Source organism: Pseudogemmobacter sp. TB195, from assembly GCF_058313095.1.
The window spans coordinates 49,575-68,947 of sequence record NZ_JBZEGG010000027.1; the positions used below are offsets into that span (position 1 = coordinate 49,575).

The 19,373-nt window shown below is 62.9% G+C and carries 25 protein-coding genes; 13 read left to right on the forward strand and 12 right to left on the reverse strand.

Annotated elements, in window-relative coordinates:
* The first annotated feature begins 60 nt into the window (after positions 1-60).
* The 5 genes from trmD to AC4FS3_RS22905 all read left to right on the forward strand — a co-directional run bounded on the left by trmD (position 61) and on the right by AC4FS3_RS22905 (position 3,277).
* A complete protein-coding gene (gene trmD / locus AC4FS3_RS22885) occupies positions 61-927 on the forward strand; it encodes a tRNA (guanosine(37)-N1)-methyltransferase TrmD (protein ID WP_491022445.1) in 867 nt (288 codons plus the stop codon).
* A 400-nt stretch (positions 928-1,327) separates the two neighbouring features.
* The gene (gene rplS / locus AC4FS3_RS22890; RefSeq protein ID WP_092899142.1) at positions 1,328-1,702 is read left to right on the forward strand and encodes a 50S ribosomal protein L19; all 375 of its coding nucleotides are present in this window, start codon (positions 1,328-1,330) and stop codon (positions 1,700-1,702) included.
* 11 nt (positions 1,703-1,713) lie between these two features.
* Positions 1,714-1,935: a 50S ribosomal protein L31 gene (rpmE, locus tag AC4FS3_RS22895; RefSeq protein WP_092899140.1), complete on the forward strand. Its 222-nt coding sequence runs from the start codon at positions 1,714-1,716 to the stop codon at positions 1,933-1,935.
* A gap of 43 nt (positions 1,936-1,978) precedes the next feature.
* The gene (locus tag AC4FS3_RS22900) at positions 1,979-2,380 is read left to right on the forward strand and encodes a hypothetical protein (protein WP_491022446.1); all 402 of its coding nucleotides are present in this window, start codon (positions 1,979-1,981) and stop codon (positions 2,378-2,380) included.
* Between the two features lie 87 nt (positions 2,381-2,467).
* Entirely contained in the window at positions 2,468-3,277 is an 810-nt protein-coding gene (locus AC4FS3_RS22905) for a division plane positioning ATPase MipZ (RefSeq protein ID WP_283176046.1), read from the forward strand.
* Here the strand turns inward: AC4FS3_RS22905 and AC4FS3_RS22910 are convergent.
* Together AC4FS3_RS22910 and AC4FS3_RS22915 are read right to left on the reverse strand one after the other, a co-directional pair.
* Positions 3,246-3,413 carry a hypothetical protein gene (locus tag AC4FS3_RS22910; protein WP_283176045.1) on the reverse strand — a complete coding sequence of 56 codons (168 nt, stop codon included), beginning with the start codon at positions 3,411-3,413 and terminating at the stop codon, positions 3,246-3,248. The two genes, AC4FS3_RS22905 and AC4FS3_RS22910, sit on opposite strands and share 32 nt — an antisense overlap.
* 454 nt (positions 3,414-3,867) lie before the next feature.
* On the reverse strand, positions 3,868-4,248 hold the full coding sequence (locus tag AC4FS3_RS22915) for an ArsR/SmtB family transcription factor (RefSeq protein ID WP_283176044.1): 381 nt from the start codon (positions 4,246-4,248) through the stop codon (positions 3,868-3,870).
* A 239-nt stretch (positions 4,249-4,487) separates the two neighbouring features.
* On the opposite strand from AC4FS3_RS22915, the gene AC4FS3_RS22920 reads away from it, so the two are divergent.
* The 5 genes from AC4FS3_RS22920 (at position 4,488) to AC4FS3_RS22940 (ending at position 7,121) form a co-directional block, all read left to right on the forward strand.
* Positions 4,488-4,856 carry an AtpZ/AtpI family protein gene (locus AC4FS3_RS22920; protein WP_198837641.1) on the forward strand — a complete coding sequence of 123 codons (369 nt, stop codon included), beginning with the start codon at positions 4,488-4,490 and terminating at the stop codon, positions 4,854-4,856.
* A gap of 53 nt (positions 4,857-4,909) precedes the next feature.
* Positions 4,910-5,620 carry a F0F1 ATP synthase subunit A gene (locus AC4FS3_RS22925; RefSeq protein WP_283178713.1) on the forward strand — a complete coding sequence of 237 codons (711 nt, stop codon included), beginning with the start codon at positions 4,910-4,912 and terminating at the stop codon, positions 5,618-5,620.
* A 61-nt stretch (positions 5,621-5,681) separates the two neighbouring features.
* Complete coding sequence (locus tag AC4FS3_RS22930) at positions 5,682-5,918, forward strand: F0F1 ATP synthase subunit C (protein ID WP_092899130.1); 237 nt, start codon at positions 5,682-5,684, stop codon at positions 5,916-5,918.
* Positions 5,919-6,004: 86 nt separating this feature from the next.
* A complete protein-coding gene (locus AC4FS3_RS22935) occupies positions 6,005-6,556 on the forward strand; it encodes a F0F1 ATP synthase subunit B' (protein WP_491022447.1) in 552 nt (183 codons plus the stop codon).
* Positions 6,557-6,560: 4 nt separating this feature from the next.
* Complete coding sequence (locus AC4FS3_RS22940) at positions 6,561-7,121, forward strand: F0F1 ATP synthase subunit B (RefSeq protein WP_198837643.1); 561 nt, start codon at positions 6,561-6,563, stop codon at positions 7,119-7,121.
* An 80-nt stretch (positions 7,122-7,201) separates the two neighbouring features.
* On the opposite strand, the gene AC4FS3_RS22945 is transcribed toward AC4FS3_RS22940, so the two are convergent.
* The 7 genes from AC4FS3_RS22945 to AC4FS3_RS22975 all read right to left on the reverse strand — a co-directional run bounded on the left by AC4FS3_RS22945 (position 7,202) and on the right by AC4FS3_RS22975 (position 12,355).
* Entirely contained in the window at positions 7,202-7,876 is a 675-nt protein-coding gene (locus AC4FS3_RS22945) for a phosphoribosylanthranilate isomerase (RefSeq protein ID WP_491022448.1), read from the reverse strand.
* Positions 7,873-8,235 carry a lipopolysaccharide assembly protein LapA domain-containing protein gene (locus AC4FS3_RS22950; RefSeq protein ID WP_491022449.1) on the reverse strand — a complete coding sequence of 121 codons (363 nt, stop codon included), beginning with the start codon at positions 8,233-8,235 and terminating at the stop codon, positions 7,873-7,875. Before AC4FS3_RS22950 ends, AC4FS3_RS22945 begins: the two co-directional genes overlap by 4 nt.
* A 98-nt stretch (positions 8,236-8,333) precedes the next feature.
* Positions 8,334-8,615, reverse strand: coding sequence for an integration host factor subunit beta (gene ihfB / locus AC4FS3_RS22955; RefSeq protein WP_092899121.1), 282 nt, complete (start codon positions 8,613-8,615; stop codon positions 8,334-8,336).
* Between the two features lie 4 nt (positions 8,616-8,619).
* The gene (locus AC4FS3_RS22960) at positions 8,620-8,898 is read right to left on the reverse strand and encodes a hypothetical protein (RefSeq protein WP_491022450.1); all 279 of its coding nucleotides are present in this window, start codon (positions 8,896-8,898) and stop codon (positions 8,620-8,622) included.
* 57 nt (positions 8,899-8,955) lie between these two features.
* Positions 8,956-10,635 (reverse strand): 30S ribosomal protein S1, encoded by a 1,680-nt coding sequence (gene rpsA / locus AC4FS3_RS22965; RefSeq protein WP_092899119.1) that lies wholly within the window; start codon positions 10,633-10,635, stop codon positions 8,956-8,958.
* A 148-nt stretch (positions 10,636-10,783) separates the two neighbouring features.
* On the reverse strand, positions 10,784-11,749 hold the full coding sequence (locus AC4FS3_RS22970) for a hypothetical protein (protein ID WP_283176041.1): 966 nt from the start codon (positions 11,747-11,749) through the stop codon (positions 10,784-10,786).
* Positions 11,750-12,355, reverse strand: coding sequence for a (d)CMP kinase (locus tag AC4FS3_RS22975; RefSeq protein ID WP_491022451.1), 606 nt, complete (start codon positions 12,353-12,355; stop codon positions 11,750-11,752).
* A gap of 135 nt (positions 12,356-12,490) precedes the next feature.
* On the opposite strand from AC4FS3_RS22975, the gene trpB reads away from it, so the two are divergent.
* Positions 12,491-13,723 (forward strand): tryptophan synthase subunit beta, encoded by a 1,233-nt coding sequence (trpB, locus tag AC4FS3_RS22980; RefSeq protein WP_491022452.1) that lies wholly within the window; start codon positions 12,491-12,493, stop codon positions 13,721-13,723.
* Complete coding sequence (locus AC4FS3_RS22985; RefSeq protein ID WP_491022453.1) at positions 13,720-14,055, forward strand: lysozyme inhibitor LprI family protein; 336 nt, start codon at positions 13,720-13,722, stop codon at positions 14,053-14,055. Before trpB ends, AC4FS3_RS22985 begins: the two co-directional genes overlap by 4 nt.
* Positions 14,056-14,064: 9 nt before the next feature.
* Here the strand turns inward: AC4FS3_RS22985 and AC4FS3_RS22990 are convergent, their stop codons facing one another.
* The 3 genes from AC4FS3_RS22990 to AC4FS3_RS23000 all read right to left on the reverse strand — a co-directional run bounded on the left by AC4FS3_RS22990 (position 14,065) and on the right by AC4FS3_RS23000 (position 16,151).
* Positions 14,065-14,454, reverse strand: a complete 390-nt coding sequence (locus AC4FS3_RS22990) for a group III truncated hemoglobin (protein WP_491022454.1) — start codon at positions 14,452-14,454, stop codon at positions 14,065-14,067.
* A gap of 42 nt (positions 14,455-14,496) precedes the next feature.
* Complete coding sequence (locus AC4FS3_RS22995) at positions 14,497-14,874, reverse strand: DUF2237 family protein (RefSeq protein WP_283176036.1); 378 nt, start codon at positions 14,872-14,874, stop codon at positions 14,497-14,499.
* A gap of 62 nt (positions 14,875-14,936) precedes the next feature.
* The gene (locus tag AC4FS3_RS23000) at positions 14,937-16,151 is read right to left on the reverse strand and encodes an FAD-dependent oxidoreductase (protein WP_491022455.1); all 1,215 of its coding nucleotides are present in this window, start codon (positions 16,149-16,151) and stop codon (positions 14,937-14,939) included.
* Between the two features lie 217 nt (positions 16,152-16,368).
* Here AC4FS3_RS23000 and ileS point away from each other — a divergent pair, with 217 nt between their 5' ends.
* Positions 16,369-19,308, forward strand: a complete 2,940-nt coding sequence (gene ileS / locus AC4FS3_RS23005; RefSeq protein ID WP_491022456.1) for an isoleucine--tRNA ligase — start codon at positions 16,369-16,371, stop codon at positions 19,306-19,308.
* Positions 19,309-19,373: the final 65 nt, after the last annotated feature.

Here is a 19,373-nt window from a genome sequence, read left to right on the forward strand (position 1 = left end):
CCCTGGTGATTTCACGCACGACCCTTTCGTGACGACAGGTTTCGCGCTAGAGCGGGGGCCATGAGTGAAGAACCCGGTAAACAGCAAGCGACTGGCGGAGGGCCCGAGGGTCCCGGCAACGGGGCTGCGCCCGACCGCAGCCATGGCAAACTGAAGATCAGCGCTTCCCTGAAGCCGCGCGATCTGATGCAGGAGCCGCGTCTCCTGCACGGGGCGTTTGAAACCAGGATCGTCACCCTGTTTCCCGACGCCTTCCCCGGCACGCTCGGGCTCTCGCTGACCGGCAAAGCGCTGGAGATGGGGCGCTGGCGGCTGGAGACCTTTGATCTGCGCCAGTTCGGCGAGGGCAGGCACCGCAATGTCGATGACACACCTGCGGGTGGCGGCGCGGGAATGGTGCTGCGGGCGGATGTGACGCATCGTGCGCTGTCCGCGGCAATGGAGGGTGTGCGCGCCAGCCGCGCCACCTGGCCGCTGATCTATCTCTCGCCGCGAGGCCGGCCGTTCGATCAGTCAATGGCACGCCGGTTTGCGGCGGGCGAGGGGATGACGCTGCTCTGTGGCCGGTTCGAAGGGGTCGATCAGCGCCTGCTGGACCATTGGCAGATCGAGGAGGTCAGCCTCGGCGATTTCGTGATGACCGGGGGTGAGATTGCAGCCCAGGCGGTGCTGGATGCCACATTGCGACTTTTGCCCGGTGTGCTGGGCAATGCGGAATCGGCGGTGGAGGAGAGTTTCTCCGACGGGCTGCTGGAACATTCGCAATATACCAGGCCGGCAGAGTGGCAAGGCCTGGAGATCCCGCCGGTGCTGATGTCCGGCAATCACCGCGAAATCGCCAAATGGCGTCAGGCGCAGTCAGAAGAAATCACAGCCGCGCGGCGGCCCGATCTCTGGGATGTATTTCGCAAGCGGAAAGGGTGTTGAGGGGGCCAGCCCCCTCGCGCGTACCGCGCTCACCCCCGGGATATTTAGAGACAGAAAATGAAAGCCTTCTTTTGTCATTTTCTGTCCTTAAATATCCCCGCCGGAGGCATCCCGGCAGCATGCCGGGACAGGATGCGCGCCGCTTGACCGGAAAGCCGTCAGCGCCTATAGCCAGCGGGTCCGGGGTGAAAGCCTGTCGGACCCGATTCCTTTTGTCTGATCGATCCGTCTTCTTCGGCGGGGGCAGGCAAGGCGCGGCACGCTGAAAAGCAAAGTAAACCGAACCGATCTCCGGCGGGCCGGTCGCGCAATACGCGATGCAGGGACCCGAAAGAAGACCAGGAGCTCTCGGCCAGGATCACCTCTGCGGACAAAAACCGCAGGCATTTGGAGAAATGCGATGAACCTGATCGCTCAGATCGAGGCGGAGCAGATTGCCGCCCTCGACAAGAAGATCCCCGATTTCAAGGCCGGCGATACCATTCGGGTCGGCTATAAAGTGACCGAAGGCACCCGTTCGCGCGTGCAGGCCTATGAAGGCGTCTGCATCGCCCGCAAAGGCGGCGCGACCCTCGCGGCCTCGTTCACCGTCCGCAAGATTTCCTTTGGCGAAGGTGTGGAACGCGTGTTCCCGCTTTACTCGACCAATATCGATTCGATCGATGTGGTCCGCCGCGGTAAAGTCCGTCGCGCCAAGCTGTATTACCTGCGCGCGCGCCGCGGCAAATCGGCCCGTATCGCCGAAGACAGCACCTATAAAGCCAAATCGGAATAAGGAGAGCCGAGATGAAAGAGGGCATTCACCCCGAATATCACTTCATCGAAGTGAAAATGACCGACGGCTCGACCTATCAGACCCGTTCGACCTGGGGCAAAGAGGGCGACACCATGTCGCTCGACATCGACCCGCTGGCGCATCCGGCCTGGACCGGACAGTCGGCCAAGCTGATGGATACCGGCGGCCGCGTGTCGAAGTTCAAAAACAAATATGCCGGCCTTGGGTTCTGAGACCTGGCACAGATACAAAAGGCGCATCTTCGGATGCGCCTTTTTGCTTTGGATGCTGCTGACATGCGGGACCGGCGTCGCAGCAGATCCTTTCGCGGCCTTTGACGGTAAGTTCGCGCCACAAGCAGATTTGTCGCGCTGCGAAAAGCGCCCGATCGGGTTCCGGTCTCAGGATGGCGGTACTGTTCTCACGCTTTGGGGCTACAGTGAATGTGGCTATTTCGACCCGTCCTGCCGTGTTCTCGGGCACGGGCCGGGCTATCTGATCCTGTCCTGGTTCCAGTTGCCCGAGGGGGACTTTCCGCTCGCCCCAGACGAGGACCGGCATGAACGGCGTCTTCAGCGCGAGGCTGACGGGCGTGTTTGTCTGGGGAAGTTTCCGGGTGATGACGCCGCTTATGACTGTGACTGGTATGTTCCCTGTGCGGCAGCAGCAACCTCCTGAAATGCCGGGTCGTGGATTTCCTCTTCCCCTTTTGCCCGGTCCTTGCCAATAGACAGGCTGGAATGACCCCGGGGGAGAGCCACTGCCATGGCGCATATCATCGTAGTCGGAAACGAAAAGGGCGGGTCGGGGAAGTCGACCACCTCGATGCATGTCGCAACGGCGCTGGCCCGGATGGGGCATCGGGTGGGCGCGATGGATCTTGATCTCAGGCAGCGCAGCTTTGGCCGCTATGTCGAGAACCGCCGGGCCTTTCTTGCGAAGGCCGGGCTGGATTTGCCCTCGCCGGATTACCGGGAGTTGCCCGAAGTCGACGAGCCAAGCCTTGTGGACGGAGAAAACCCGTTCGACCAGCGTCTGACGGCGGCGGTCTCGGCGCTGGACCCGGTCAAGGATTTCATCGTGATCGATTGCCCCGGCAGCCATACGCGGCTGAGCCAGGTGGCGCATTCGCTGGCCGATACGCTGATCACGCCGCTGAATGACTCTTTCGTTGATTTCGATCTTCTGGCCCGGATCGACCCTGAATCCGGCAAGGTGAAGGGCCCGTCAATCTATGCCGAGATGGTCTGGGGCGCGCGGCAATTGCGGGCGCAGGCCGGGCTGAAGCCGATCGACTGGATCGTTTTGCGCAACCGTCTGGGCGCCCAGGCGATGCATAACAAGAAAAAGGTCGGTGCCGCGCTGGAGGATCTCTCCCGCCGCATCGGCTTTCGTGTGGCGCCCGGTTTTTCCGAACGCGTGATCTTTCGCGAACTGTTTCCGCGAGGGCTGACGCTGCTTGACCTGAAGGATACCGGGGTCGAGCAGATGAACCTCTCCAACGTCGCCGCGCGGCAGGAGCTGCGCGACCTGATCAACGCGCTCAGGCTTCCTGCTGTGACGGCTGCGTTCTGAACAGCACCGCGCGCGAAACCGACACCTGACGCACCGCGTCGAGCCTTTGCAGCCGGGCGTCGAAAGCGGCATCGACATCGGGCTCGACGGCACGTTTCGCGGTCAGGCTGCGCAGAAATTCAAGTGCCTTGGTCATGGCGGTGTTCCTTCAGTTCCTGGCCCGCAGCCGGCTTTGCGGCTGGCAATGGGCCCATTGGTTTTCCTGAGCCCAAGGATCGCCGCGAACCGGGGCAGGTTTGTGGCAGCCTCCGGTTGAAACATGGGCCTTGGCCCTGGCGTTTTGGACAGACTGTTTCTGGTTGTGAAGGAAACCTCTGAGGCCCGGGCGTGCCCCGGCGCAGAACCGTATGCGGCAGCGATGTTTCCCGGCCTGTCGGGGCAGGTGGCCAGCTTCAGGCAGCCAACAGCTGACCTGGTGGTGGATGGACTGCCGCGCAACGCCTTGGGCAAAGGGAAAAAGAACCTGATGGTGACGCCTGCAAAGAGCGGTTGCGCGCCTGACTGCCGGGGCAGGGGGGGGGGCGTCGCCTGCGGCGGCGCCCCCCAGGATATTTAAGGACAGAAACCAGGAAAAAAGATGACTTCTGTCCTTAAATATCCCCGCCGGAGGCCTCTTCCGGCATAAGAGGCGCGGTTTCCGTTCCGGCGAGCTCGCTTTCCAGAAAACGTTCGAACTGGTCCAGGTCAAGAGGCTCGAACTGGCCGAAGGCCTGCATCCAGACCGAGGCGCCGCGCAGGGCATCGGGCTCGAGTTTGCACCAGATCACCCTCCCGCGCCGCTCCCGCGTGATCAGCCCGGCATCCGCGAGCACGCCAAGGTGTTTCGACACGGCTGCAAGGCTGATCTCGAACGGATGCGCCACATCGGTCACCGCCATATCATCTTCGAGCAGCATCGCGAGAATCGCGCGCCGCGTCGGATCGGCGAGGGCGGCGAAGACGAGGTCCAGCTGGGCGGAGGCGGAAAGCATGTCGCAGTATCGCGGCTAGGGCGGGCGGGCGCAACCGGCGATAGTCAACCGTTTCGTTGAATATTGAAGCGGCGTGCAAATCGCGATCCTGCGCCCGCGGGGAGCGGAGAAAAGATAGGTTGCGAATCTCATATGCGCGTAATTTCAATGGGTTGTGCTGAGATGCCCCGCGTTCACGCAAGGTTGACACCCTTCCCCCCGCCGCATAGAACCCTCGCAAATGTCATGGGGTGGCGAAAATGGCTTCGGAACCCGATCCCGACAGGCTCAGGGCGCTGGAAAAGCGGCTTGGTGATCTGCGGGGCAAGCCGAAGTCAGATAAGACCTCTGTGGCGAAGGGCCTCTCGCATGGCGAGCTTGCCTGGAGAATGGTGATCGAGCTTGCGACCGGCATTATCGTCGGAACCGGGATCGGTTATGGGCTGGACAAGCTGTTCGGCACGATCCCGTTCCTCCTGGTGATCTTCTCGCTTCTGGGGTTTGCTGCGGGGGTGCGCACCATGATGGGCACCGCGCGGGAAGTGGCGGAAAAACGTGCGGCTGAGGCCGCAAGGGATGACAAGGCGGCAAAGGCAGAGGCCGGCGCCGCATCGGGTGAAGGGAACTGATCGTGGCGGCAGAAGGCACGGCTGAGGGCGGAAGCGGTTTTTCGATCCATCCGATGGATCAGTTCATTGTGAAACCCCTCTGGGGCGATGGCCCCGTGGGCACGTTCACCGTGACCAATGTGACCCTGTGGATGGGGATCGCACTTCTGTGCGTCTTCGCGCTGTTCGTGCTGGCGACGCGTCATCGCGGCATCATCCCGACCCGTCTGCAATCGGTCGCCGAAGTGTTTTACGGCTTTATCCATAACATGGTTGAAGAAGTCGCAGGCCATGACGGGGTGAAGTATTTCCCCTATGTCATGACGCTTTTCCTCTTCATCCTGCTCTCGAACCTCCTTGGCCTCCTGCCGATGAGCTTCACCACCACCTCGCATGTCGCCGTGACCGCGTCGCTTGCGCTCCTGGTGTTCTTCGGCGTTACCCTGATCGGGATTGCCCGCAAGGGTCTGGGCTTCTTCTCGATGTTCTGGGTGTCCTCGGCGCCGCTCGCGCTGCGCCCGGTTCTCGCTGTGATCGAGATCATCTCTTACATCATGCGCCCGGTGTCCCATTCGATCCGTCTTGCAGGTAACCTGCTGGCAGGTCACGCCGTTCTCAAAGTTTTCGCGGGCTTTGCCTCGATGGCGATCATCTCGCCGCTCGCGATCGCAGGTGCCGTCGGCATCTACGCGCTCGAGGTGCTCGTGGCCTTTGTTCAGGCCTATGTCTTCACCATTCTGACCTGCGTCTATCTGAAAGACGCCGTGGGCGACGCGCATCACTAAGCGTCACCCCTGAAGGTCCGAACCTCAACTCAGCCAAATCCAAATACAGGAGTATTCGACCATGGAAGGCGAAATCGCAGCTCTCGGCAAATACATCGGCGCTGGCCTCGCGGCTTTCGGTCTCGGCGGCGCTGGCATCGGTGTGGGTAACATCGTCGGCAACTTCCTCGCCGGCGCTCTGCGCAACCCTTCGGCCGCTCCGGGCCAGACCGCCAACCTCTTCGTTGGTATCGCTTTCGCAGAAGCACTCGGGATCTTCTCGTTCCTGATCGCTCTGCTGCTGATGTTCGCAGTCTGATCTGCTTCTGACGTAAAAGTGGGAAGCGGCGCGGGTCGGAGACGGCTGGCGCCCATCCTGTTCAGAAGGGATCGACGGAGAGCAGAATGGCAACGGAAACCCACGGCGTTAACTGGCATGCAGAATGCCTTTATGACGCGGGCGGCGCCAAAGGGATGCCGCAGCTCTGCACCGACTGGATGCCCAACCAGATTTTCTGGCTTGCGGTCGCCCTGGTGGTGTTGTTCGTGATCCTCTCGCGCATTGCCCTGCCGCGCATCGGCGCGGTGCTGGCCGAGCGCAAGGGAACGATCACCAATGATCTCGCCGCGGCCGAAGAGCTGAAGCTCAAGGCACTCGAGGCCGAGAAAGCCTATAACGAGGCGCTGGCCACGGCCCGCACCGAGGCCGGGAAGATCATCGCGGCGGCGAAGGCGGACATCCAGAAAGACCTGGATGCGGCGACTGCAAAGGCCGATGTCGAGATCACCGCACGGGCTGCAGAGTCCGAGGCGAAGATCGCCGAAATCCGTGCCGGTGCCGAAGAGGCGGTTCAGGCCGTCGCGAAAGACACCGCGAAGGAACTGGTTGCAGCGCTTGGCGGCTCCGCCGATGCGCGGTCGGTAACGGCGGCGATTGCTGCCCGGCTGAAAGGGTAAGGCGATGAAAAAACTTCTCATCACTGCCGCAGCCCTTGTGAGCGCGACGCCCGCCCTCGCGGCTTCGGGTCCGTTCTTCTCGCTCGGCAATACGGACTTCGTCGTCCTGATCGCCTTCCTGATCTTCGTCGGTATCCTGATCTATGCAGGTGTACCGGGGTTGCTCGGGCGGCTTCTCGATAAGCGTGCGGTCGCGATCAAGGCCGAGCTTGACGAGGCAAGGGCGCTGCGCGAAGAGGCCAAGTCGATCCTCGCTTCCTATGAGCGCAAGCAAAAGGAAGTGATCGAACAGTCGGACCGCATCGTGGCTTCGGCCAAAGAGGAGGCCCGGGCCGCTGCCGATAAGGCGCGTGCGGATCTGGCCATCTCGATCGAGCGCCGGTTGAAGGCGGCCGAAGAGCAGATCGCTCTGGCAGAGCAGACTGCCGTTCGTCAGGTGCGCGAGCGCGCCGTGGCGGTTGCGATTGCGGCGGCAGGAGACCTGCTGGCGAAAAACAGCACCGAAGACTGGGCGGCTGCGTCGATTGAAGATGCGATTGCCCAGGTCGACGCCAGGCTGCACTGATCCGCGAAACCGAAATGAAAAAGCCCCGGCGAGTGAGCTCCGGGGCTTTTTCATTGTCTGAGCGCCCTGCAGGCCGGCGGTCAGCGCAGTTTCGGAATCGCCGGTTCCGCCGGGCCAAGGGCCGCGCGGGCAAAAGTGCGGATCCGATCCAGATCCTTGATGCCCGGCGCAGTTTCCACGCCCGAAGACACGTCGACCTGGCGCGCATTGGTCAGGCGTATCGCTTCGGCCACATTCTCGGGGGTCAACCCACCCGCGAGCATCCAGGGCTTCAGCCAGCGCCGTTGCGCCACCAGCCGCCAGTCAAAGCTCAGCCCGTTGCCGCCCGGCAGGGCGGTCCCTTTCGGGGGCTTGGCATCGATCAGCAGCTGATCTGCCACCAGCGCATAATCCATGAGCGGCGCCAGATCGCCCTCATCCGCTACGCCGACCGCCTTCATCACCGGCAGGCCGAAGCGCGCGCGGATCTCTGACACGCGCCCGGGCGTCTCGCTGCCATGCAGCTGCAGCATATCAATGGGCACTTCGGCCAGGATACTGTCGAGCAGGCCGTCATCAGCATCGACCACAAGCGCCACCTTGCACAGGCCCTCAGGCGCGCTCAGCGCGGCCTCACGGGCCTCTGTCAGCGAGACATGGCGTGGGGACCTGGGAAAGAAGACAAAGCCCACATAGGCGGCTCCAGCGGCGGCGGCGGCAGAGACTTCGGCTGCATGGCGCAAGCCGCAGATCTTTACCCGGATGGGAGAGCTCACTTCCGCCCGTCCCCGGCGAGAATCGCAAGAACCTCGTCCCGGGGCGGCACGGAATTGCTGTCCTTCAGGACGGCGAGTTCCTTCTCAAGCCGCGCCACGGTTTTGGTCTGGACCTTTGCCGCCTGGCGTATCCGCATCTCGCGCATCCATTCCCAGATGAAGCCGACCAGGATGCCGATGGCCACCGATCCGAGGATCACCACAAAAAGCGGAATCGACCAGCCGCCCGCGGTGCCGAGCATATTGCCGATGCCTTCGGGCAGCAGCCGCAGCTGCACCTGTCCGCGATTGGCCAGGGCAAGCGTCAGCAGCACGAGGCCAGTGAAACCGATGAAGATAAAGCGCAGGTAACGCAGCATGATCCGCTATCCGTCAGTCAGGAACCGGGCAGGCAAAGCCTGCCCCTTGGCCGGAATATCGGGCTTAACGCAGCGCTGTTCAACCCGGCTTGCGCCGATCAGCGGCCGTTCAGCCGGTCGCGCAGCAATTTGCCGGTCTTGAAGAAGGGGACGCGCTTGTCCTCGACTTCGACGGCCTCGCCGGTGCGCGGGTTGCGGCCGGTGCGGGCGTCGCGCTCTTTGACCGAGAAGGCGCCGAAGCCGCGCAATTCGACCCGGTCGCCGCGCGACAGCGCTTCGATGATCTCTTCGAAAACCGTGTTCACGATCCGCTCAACATGGCGTTGGGTCAGATGCGGGTTCTCGTCTGCGATCTTCTGGATCAGTTCCGAGCGGATCATCCGGTCACTCCCCTTCGCGACATTGTTTCGGCCAGGATGTGGCAGTCAGCCCTGGCGCGTCTGTGATCATAAAAGCAGAAAAAGCGGATGAGGCAAATGAAAACAAGCACCTGGCTGCTATGAGACCCGGTGACCCGGTGCTGAAAAGCCGCTTGATGGTGCGATTGAGCCCTTCGTCGGCCCGCAGCGGCACCCGGATCCTGTCTGTGACCGCGCTGACCGGCGAATCGGACACGCGCAAAAGAAAAAGGCCGGGGAGGATTTCCCCGGCCTTTCCTGTCATTTTCTCTCCAGGGCTGTGAGGCCGCCAATTGGGTCTGGCGGCGTTTCAGCCTTTGGCTCAGCGGTCGCCCTTCAGCGCGGCGCCGAGGATGTCGCCGAGCGAAGCGCCCGAATCCGAGGAACCGTATTGCTGAACAGCTTCCTGCTCTTCGGCGATCTCGCGTGCCTTGATCGACAGACCCAGCTTGCGGGTCTTCGAATCGACATTGGTCACGCGCACATCGACCTTGTCGCCGACCGAGAAGCGCTCGGGGCGCTGATCGGCGCGGTCACGTGCAAGATCCGAACGGCGGATGAAGTTCTTCATGCCGTTGTAATCGACCTCGACGCCGCCTTCTTCGATGGCGGTGATGGTCACGGTGATGATCGAACCGCGCTTCACGCCGTCAACAGCTTCCGAGAAGGTGTCCTCGCCCAGAGCCTTGATCGAGAGCGAAATCCGCTCTTTGTCGATGTCGACTTCCGAGACCGCTGCCTTGACGATGTCGCCCTTGCGGTATTCCTGGATGGCCTCTTCGCCGCGCTTGTCCCAGGACAGGTCGGAGAGGTGAACCATGCCGTCGATGTCGTTGTCGAGGCCAACGAACAGACCGAATTCGGTGATGTTCTTGACTTCGCCTTCGATGGTCGAGCCAACCGGGTGGGTCTCAGCAAAGACTTCCCACGGATTGCGCATGGTCTGCTTGAGGCCGAGGGAAACGCGACGCTTGGCCGAGTCGATCTCGAGAACCATGACTTCGACTTCCTGCGAGGTCGAAACGATCTTGCCGGGATGCACGTTCTTCTTGGTCCAGGACATTTCCGAGACGTGGACGAGACCTTCCACACCGGCTTCCAGCTCCACGAAGGCGCCGTAATCGGTGATGTTGGTGACGCGGCCTTTGTGGACCGACGAGATCGGATAGGCTTTTTCCACCGCATCCCACGGATCGTTCTGGAGCTGCTTCATGCCCAGGCTGATACGGTGGGTTTCTTTGTTGATCTTGATGACCTGGACCTTGATGGTCTCGCCGATCGACAGGATCTCCGACGGGTGGTTCACACGGCGCCATGCCATGTCGGTGACGTGCAGGAGGCCGTCAACGCCGCCGAGGTCAACGAAGGCACCATATTCGGTGATGTTCTTGACCACGCCGTCCACAACCTGACCTTCGTGCAGGTTGCCGATGACTTCTGCGCGCTGTTCGGCGCGGCTCTCTTCGAGGATCGCACGGCGCGAGACCACGATATTGCCACGACGACGATCCATTTTCAGGATCTGGAACGGCTGCTTCATGCCCATCAGCGGGCCGGCGTCGCGCACGGGGCGCACGTCAACCTGGCTGCCCGGAAGGAAGGCAACAGCGCCGCCCAGGTCCACGGTGAAGCCGCCTTTGACGCGGCCGAAGATCGCGCCTTCGACGCGGATCTCGTCAGCATAGGCTTTCTCAAGACGATCCCAGGCCTCTTCGCGGCGAGCTTTCTCGCGCGAGATGACAGCTTCGCCACGGGCATTCTCGACGCGGTCCAGATAGACCTCGACGGTGTCGCCAACATTGATCGACGGAGCTTCGCCGGGATTAGCGAATTCTTTCAGATCGACGCGGCCTTCCATTTTGTAGCCGACATCGATGATGGCCTGGCCCGCTTCGATAGCGATGACCTTGCCTTTGACGACAGTACCCTCGTCGGGGGTGTCAATTTCGAAGCTTTCCGCAAGCAGGGCTTCGAATTCGTCCATAGCGTTTTTAGCGCACATAAGAGGTGTTTTCCTTTTGATGGTTTTCTGGCCATGCGGTTGGCTCCGCCGGTCTTTGGTGGCCCCGCGCGCGACTCGGGCGCAGGATGCGGTCCTATAGCGGCAAAGTCCCGTCAGGGCAAGCTCCGCCCCCCTTTGCCGCCCTGATTCACTGCCCGGGCGGCGGGTTCAGGCCCAGCCGGACGGCGTCAAAGCCCGCTTTGGCAAAAATTGCCAGCAAGCGGGGCGCGAAGTCTGGGGATTTCGCATCAAGACATTGGCCGAAATACCAGTAAAGCGCCTTTGCCGCATCGGGCGGCGCCGCCAGCGCGCGCTCTGCCAGGGCGGCGAATTCTCCGGGCTGTGACGCGGTGGGGAAGAAATGGTGAAAATCCGACCAGCCGAACAGAACCCCCGGCTTTTCATGCAAAAGCCCCTCGATCGAGGCCGCTGAATTGACCGAGACCGTCAGCGCACAGGCATTGAGGATATCGTGGATATTGGCCTCTGTCGCGATCACTTCATAGCCGGCTGCCCGCGCCGCCGAAATGGTCGCCTGGCCGCTTTCCGGGTCAAGCGGATGCGGCTTGGCCACCACCGGGCGCCCTCCCGCCCCGGCGCAGACCCCGATCAGCATCTCGTCATAACCACAGGCCGCCTGCATCAGGCGCTGCGGCGCTGGCCCCTGCAGAAACACCGCAATGCAGCCCTCGGGCAGTTGCGCATGGTCCCGCGCCTGGCGATAGCGCGACAGGCGCGGCGTGACGAAACGGGCGCGCAGCAGGGCAAAATACTCCGCCGCGACACCAGGATCGATCCTTTTCGGCTTATAAAGGCGCATCCCGATGCTGCTTTCCGCCTGGATTCCGCGCGGATCGACATGAAAGAAACCGTCAAGATAGGCGGTCGCCGCGTTCAGCACCGCGGGCCGCTGTATCCTGCCATTTTCAACGATATGCAGATCTTCAGACGAAACCATCTTATAATCGGCCCGCTTCAGCTGCGGCGCCAGCACGACTTCACCGCCGAACCCGGTGATCACTGACCGGATCTCTTCGTAAAGCAGCGGCCCGCGCCGCCGGTCAAGCCGATCCCGAAACCGCTGCGGCAGATGCAGCACCACTTTCGCCGGCATTCAGCGCCGCTCCCGCACCGCCATAACGGCGGCGATGGCACGCTCTGACGCCGCCCCGATCCCCAGATCCGAAGTGTCGATCACCACCGCATCAGCTGCCGGGCGCAAAGGCGCATCGGCGCGATTCATATCGCGCTCATCGCGAAGCCGCACCTCCCCCAGCACGGTCTCATAGTCCGACTCCGCAGCCTCGCCCCCCAGTTCCAGCCAGCGGCGCCTTGCCCTGATCTCTGCGCGCGCCGTGACAAACAGCTTCACCTCGGCCCCGGGGCAGATCACCGTGCCAATATCGCGCCCGTCCAGCACCGCGCCGCCCGCGCGCCGGGCAAAATCGCGCTGGAACTGCAAAAGCGCCGCCCGCACTTCGGGGATCACGGCAACCCGGCTTGCCGCCTGCCCCGCCTCAAGTGTGCGCAGATCGCCCCGCGCCAGATCCGCCACCGTCAGCCCCCGCGCCGCCGCCACCGGATCGCCGCCCTTGACGCCCACGGCCCGATAAAGTGCCCCCGTATCCAGATGCGCAAAGCCGAACCGCTCCGCCACTGCCCGGCTGATCGTGCCCTTGCCCGCCGCCGCCGGCCCGTCAATTGCCACTGTAAAGATCACCAGACGCTCCTGAAGCCAATTTCATCTGTCTATAAATATCCCGGGGGTGAGCCGCAACGCGGCGAGGGGGCAGGCCCCCCTTTTCCCCGCGCGCCAAGGGCGCTACACCGGCAAAGACAGCATGAGGGGAACACCATGGCCGATGACGGTATCAACAGCTTCATGACCGGCCCGGACGAGCGCGGCCGCTTCGGCATCCATGGCGGGCGTTTCGTCTCGGAAACCCTGATGCCGCTGATCCTCGATCTCGAAGCCGAATATGAACGCGCGAGAACCGACCAGAGCTTCTGGGACGAGATGGCCGATCTGTGGAAATACTATGTCGGCCGCCCGAGCCCGCTTTACTACGCGCCGCGCCTGACCGAACATCTCGGCGGCGCGAAAATCTATCTCAAGCGCGAAGAGCTGAACCATACCGGCTCGCATAAGATCAACAACGTGCTGGGTCAGATCCTGCTGGCGCGGCGCATGGGCAAAAAGCGCATCATCGCCGAGACCGGCGCCGGTCAGCATGGCGTGGCGACCGCGACCGTCTGCGCGCGCTTCGGCCTGAAATGCGTGGTCTATATGGGCGCCCATGATGTCGAACGCCAGGCGCCGAACGTCTTCCGCATGCGGCTTCTGGGGGCCGAGGTCGTCCCGGTCACCTCGGGTCGCGGCACGCTGAAAGACGCGATGAATGACGCGCTCAGGGACTGGGTCACCAATGTGCGCGACACGTTCTATTGCATCGGCACCGTCGCCGGCCCGCATCCCTATCCGGCCATGGTCCGCGATTTCCAGTCGATCATCGGCAAGGAAACCCGTGAACAGCTCGCGGAACAGGAAGGTCCCGGCCGCCTGCCCGACACTGTCATTGCCGCAATCGGCGGCGGCTCGAATGCCATGGGCCTCTTCCACCCCTTCCTCGATGATCCATCGGTGAAGATCATCGGCGTCGAAGCCGGCGGCAAGGGCGTGGATGAGCGGATGCAGCATTGCGCCAGCCTTACCGGCGGCCGCCCCGGCGTGTTGCACGGCAACCGCACCTATCTGTTGCAGGATGAGGATGGCCAGATCCTTGAAGGGTTCTCGATCTCAGCGGGCCTCGATTATCCCGGTATCGGACCGGAACATTCCTGGCTCCACGATGTCGGTCGCGCTGAATATGTCTCGGTCACCGATGACGAGGCGCTCGCGGCGTTCCAGCTCCTGTGCCAGACCGAAGGCATCATCCCGGCGCTCGAGCCCAGCCACGCCCTGGCCTATGTGACGAAATACGCACCTGGCCTGCCGAAGGACCATATCATCGTGGTCAATCTCTCGGGGCGCGGCGACAAGGACATCTTCACTGTCGCCCGCCATCTCGGTGTCGAGATCAAGGGGTGAGGCGCGCGCTGTCGCTTGCCATTCTGCTGTCGCTGCCGCTCCCGGCGGCGGCGGCCAGTTTCGATTGTACGCTTGCAGGGCTCAGCCCGAACGAGCGGGCGATTTGCGACAATCGTGACCTGAACGACGCCGATGTGGAAATGGCGACGCTGCTGAAATTCCTGACCGGGCTTTTTGCCATGGGCTATCGGGGCGAGATCCTCGATGATCAGGCGGCCTGGTTGCGGCAGCGCATGGCCTGTGAGGCCGATATCACCTGTATCCGTGCCGCTTATGCCAAACGCATCGGGGCGTTGCAGGCGATCTATGACGGGATCGACCGACCGCTCTGACCACGCGCTCTATTTCAGTTTCGGGATACCGCCATAGTCCTGCAGCCCGAGGCTGAGCCCCCTCCCGATCCGATGCGCAAGTGCCGACCAGGCGCGGGCGGTTTCCTGGGGCAGGCGCCGGGCCAGCACCTCGTCAAAAAGCTTCAGCCAGGGGATGAACATGCCGGCGCGGACATTGCCGGCTGCTTTATGGACGGCCATCGGATTGCCGTCATAGCCGCGCTCCATCAGGATCGCATTGCGCCAGAAGGCGACGATCTTTTCCTCATGCTCCGGCCAGTCTTTCACATGCGCAGCGAAGACCGGTCCAAGCACGGGATGCGCCCGGACCTCCAGGTAGAAGTCATGAACCACGCCGCGCAGCTCAATGTCGGAAACAGGAAAGCGGGCGAGGGTCATAGAGCAGGCTTTCGGGCTGAAATGTTCGATAAGTGAAAGCGACTAGGCTTCCCCATCACTCGCATACAGCTTCAGAACCTCCAGCGGAACCAGGTCGAGTGTCGCATGATGCGTCGCCTTGAGGCGCAGCTTCGGCGCCGCGCCCTCGTCATGCGCCTGGGCAAAGCGGCTGGCACAAAGGCACCATTGATCCCCCGGCTTCAGGCCCTGAAAGCCGAATTCTGGCCGGGGTGTCGAAAGGTCATTGCCGAGATATTTCGAGAATGCGAGGAACTCTGCCGTCATCTCAGCGCAGACCGTGTGCCGCCCCTGATCGCCCGGCCCGGAATTGCAGCAGCCATCGCGGAAGAAACCGGTGAGCGGGCGGGTCGAGCAGACCTCCAGCGGGCCGCCCAGCACATTGATCGACGGGTATTTCATCACATGCTCCCTTTCGCGGCCCAGCCTGCTGAAAGCGCCCGGCCCGGTCAAGGGGAGGCAAGTCAGGGCCAGCGTTTCGAGGCCAGAGGCGGTACGAGATGCCCAGCCACCAGCCGCGTCAATATCTGCGGCACCGGTGGCACCAGCGAGATCCGGGCCAGAAACAGATCCCGGATCTGAGGCAGAACCCGGCTGTCCGGCTGATAGGCCGGGGTCAGGAACAGGCTGAACAACTGGTAGATCCGCACATGCCAGCGCCGCATTCTGGCATAGGCCGCGGGCGCCTCATCGATATCACCGCGCAGCGCCTCGCGTAGCGCCAGCGCATCAAGCAGCGCCATATTCGCGCCCTGGCCAAGCTGCGGGCTGGCGCGATGCGCACTGTCACCGATATAGACCAGTCCCGGCGCATAAGGCCGGTCCAGCGTGCCATGGCTGTACAGTGCTGTCGTCATCTGGCCTGCATGATCCAGGCCAGTCAGGAAGGGCTGCATCTCGGGCCAGAAGGCGCTGGCCTCGGCCTTCCAGGCCTGGAAACGTGCTTCATCCCAGCCCGCCAGATCCGCGCGCGGCATCGACCAGAAGACGGCGGCGCGGGCGCCCGCCTCGCCGGGCAGGCGGCCGATGGGCATCAGACCGGCCATGCGGCTTGCGCGAAAGTAACGCTGGCGCAGCTGATCCTGGCCCTGATCAGATCCTTCGGGCCAGGGGACATGCGTCCAGATCGCGCCATAGCCAAGCTCCCGCGCCTTTAAGGGCGACAACGCCGAACCCGCGCCGGAGGCATCGATCACCAGGTCAAAACCGCCGATCTCGCCATTGTCCGAGACCAGCACCCGCAGGCCCTGGCGCAGCGGTGCCTCTCGCACCGTCTCGCCGCTGATCAGTGTGACCGGGGATGCCTGCATCGCCTGCCAGAGCACATGAAAAAGGCTTGCGCGATGCATCGCACAGGCGGGGTCTGCCGCCGGGTAATGCACATCCAGCGCGTTGCGGCTGCGGGTGGCGCCTGAGAGCTGCGCGACCGACCAGCCCCGCATCCGCCGGATTGGCGCCCCGAGCGCCCGGGCCGCATCGCCCTGGCCCAGCTCGTCCAGCACGGCAAGGCCCACCGGCTGCACCACCAGCCCCGAGCCCAGCGGGCGCGGCGTCGCAAACCGCTCGACCAGCGTGACCCGGTGGCCGTCGCGCGCAAGCAGGCTTGCCGCCGCCAGCCCGCCCATGCCGGCACCCACCACGGCGATCTCAAGCGTTTTTGCCGTGCTTTTCCCCGCCATCTTCCTCACCCTGGCACTGGACCCGACCCCGGCCCGCGACTATAAGCCGACCCCATGTCGTATTCTTTTGCGATCCTCGCCCGGACCCCGGGTGTCCGAATTAGCGGCCCGGCGCGCTGAACACCAGCACGCCGGGAGATTTCGCGCGGACCATTCCTGCTGCGTGACGCGCAGGCAAGGGGGCGCCCCAATGCCAACATTCCAGAGGACCGCATCGATGTGCGCCGAAACCACCGCTGAAACGGGTGTCGACTACCGCGACACCGTATTCCTTCCCGAGACCGATTTCCCGATGCGCGGCGACCTGCCGAACCGCGAGCCCGAATGGCTGGCCCGCTGGGCGCGGCTTGAGGTCTATAACCGCCTGCGTGCGAAGCCGGGCCGCCCGTCTTTCGTGCTGCATGACGGCCCGCCCTATGCCAACGGCCATCTTCATATCGGCCACGCGCTGAACAAGACGATTAAAGACATCATCACGCGTTCGCATCAGATGATGGGCCATGACGCGCGCTATGTGCCGGGCTGGGATTGCCACGGTCTGCCGATCGAATGGAAAATCGAAGAGCAATACCGCGCCAAAGGGCTGAACAAGGACGATGTGAGCACCGTCGATTTCCGCCAGGAATGCCGCCGCTTTGCCGAGGGCTGGGTTGATATCCAGCGCGAGGAATTCAAGCGGCTGGGTGTCTACGGGAATTGGGAAGACCCATATCTCACAATGGCTTACCATGCCGAGGCGGTGATCGCCCAGGATTTCATGAAGCTGTTGATGAACGGCTCGCTCTATCAGGGGTCAAAGCCCGTCATGTGGTCGCCGGTCGAGAAGACCGCGCTGGCCGAGGCCGAGATCGAATATCACGACCATACGAGCCACACGGTCTGGGTGCGGTTCCGCCCTGCATCCGCGGCAAGCTTCCCGGAGCTGGATGGCTGCATCAATACCGGGCTGCTGAATGCCTCGGTGGTGATCTGGACCACCACGCCCTGGACGATCCCGCAAAACCGCGCGGTCGCTTACGGGCCTGAGATCGCTTACGGGCTTTACCGTGTCGATGCCGCAGATGAGAAATCGACGGCAGTGGTCGGAGAAACCCTGGTGCTGGCCGATGCGCTGGCCGAAGGCGTTAAGGCTGCGGCAAAGATCGAGGCCTGGACCCGTCTGCGCGATGTGAAAGCATCGGAATTCGAAGGCGTGATCCTGCGCCACCCCTATCACGGGGTTGAGGGCGCGAATGGCGAATGGGATTATGACGTGCCCATGCTGCCGGGCGACCATGTCACCGATGATGCGGGCACCGGCTTTGTCCATACCGCGCCGAGCCATGGCGATGACGACTATCAGCTGGGCGTCAGGTTCAGGCTGCCGATGACCTATAACGTCACCGAAGACAGCTCGTATCGCGCCGATCTGCCGCTGTTCGGCGGCCAGCACATCATCCTTGCCGATGGCAAGGAAGGCCCGGCAAATGTCTCGAATATCAAGCAGATGGCCTATGCGGGTGCGCTGCTGGCCAAGGGCAGGGTCAAGCACAGCTATCCCCATAGCTGGCGCTCGAAAGCGCCGGTGATCTTCCGCAACACGCCGCAATGGTTCGCCGCCATCGACGAAAAGCTGGATGACGGCTTTGGCGAGTTCGGCGATACGATCCGCAAACGCGCCCTGACCTCGATCGAGGATCTGGTGGAATTCACCCCGGTTTCGGGCAAGAACCGCCTGCATTCAATGATCGAGCACCGTCCGGACTGGGTGCTGTCGCGTCAGCGCGCCTGGGGTGTGCCGCTGACCTGCTTCACCAGGAAAGGCGCGAAACCGACCGACCCGGATTTCCTGTTGCGCAATGAAACGGTCAACAGCCGCATCTCTGACGCCTTTGAAAAAGACGGCGCCGATGTCTGGTATGTGGAAGGCTTCAAGGAAAAAGTGCTCGAAGGCGTGGTTAATCCGGCGGATTATGACCAGGTCTTTGATGTGCTCGATGTCTGGTTCGATTCCGGTTCGACCCATGCTTTCGTGCTGCGTGACCGCGCCGACGGCACCGATGACGGCATCGCCGATGTCTATATGGAAGGCACCGACCAGCATCGCGGCTGGTTCCATTCGTCTTTGTTGCAGGCTTCGGCCACGCGCGGCCGCGCGCCCTACCGCAATGTGGTGACGCATGGTTTCACGCTGGATGAGAAGGGCATGAAAATGTCCAAATCCATCGGCAACACGGTCGCGCCGCAAGAGATCATCGCCGAATATGGCGCCGATATCCTGCGGCTCTGGGTGGCGCAGACCGATTACACGCTGGATCAGCGGATCGGGCCGAAGATCATCAAAGGCACCGCCGACAGCTATCGCCGGCTGAGGAATACTTTGCGTTTCATGCTGGGCGCATTGTCCGGCTTCCAGGAGGCCGAGCGCCTCGACGCGGCGGAAATGCCCGAGCTGGAGCAATGGGTGCTGCACCGCCTCGCGGAACTCGATGCCGAAGTGCGGCGCGAATACCGTGCCTTCAATTTTGCGGGCGTGTTCCAGACGCTGTTCAACTTTGCGACCGTCGATCTCTCGGCCTTCTATTTCGACATCCGCAAGGATGCGCTTTATTGCGATGCGCCCGACAGTCTCCGCCGCCGGGCCGCGCGCACGGTGCTGGATCTCTTGTTCCAGCGCCTGACGACCTGGCTTGCGCCGATCCTGCCCTTCACGATGGAAGATGTCTGGCTCTCGCGCCATCCGGGCGAGGAGAGCTCGGTTCATCTCGAGGATTTCTGCGAGACACCGGCGGGCTGGAAGAACGATGCCCTCGCCGCGAAATGGGACGGGATCCGCGCCGCCCGCCGCGTCGTGACCGGCGCGCTGGAGGTGGAGCGTACCGCCAAGGTGATCGGCGCCAGCCTTGAGGCGAAGCCGGTGGTCCATGTAGCGGATACGGCGATGCTGGCCGCGCTGAATTCGGTGGCCTTTGCCGATATCTGCATCACCAGCGGCATCCGTGTGACCGATGCCGCCGCGCCGGACGGGGCTTTCACCCTGGCCGATGCGCCGGCGGTGAAAGTGGTCTTCGCCCCGGCGGAAGGCGCGAAATGCCAGCGCTGCTGGCAGATCCTGCCCGATGTCGGCAGCCACAAGCACCCCGAGACCTGCGCGCGCTGTAACAGCGTCCTGGGCTGACGGACATCCCGAGAACCAAAAGGGCCGCATCGCAGGATGCGGCCCTTATCTGTTTCGGGCGCCCC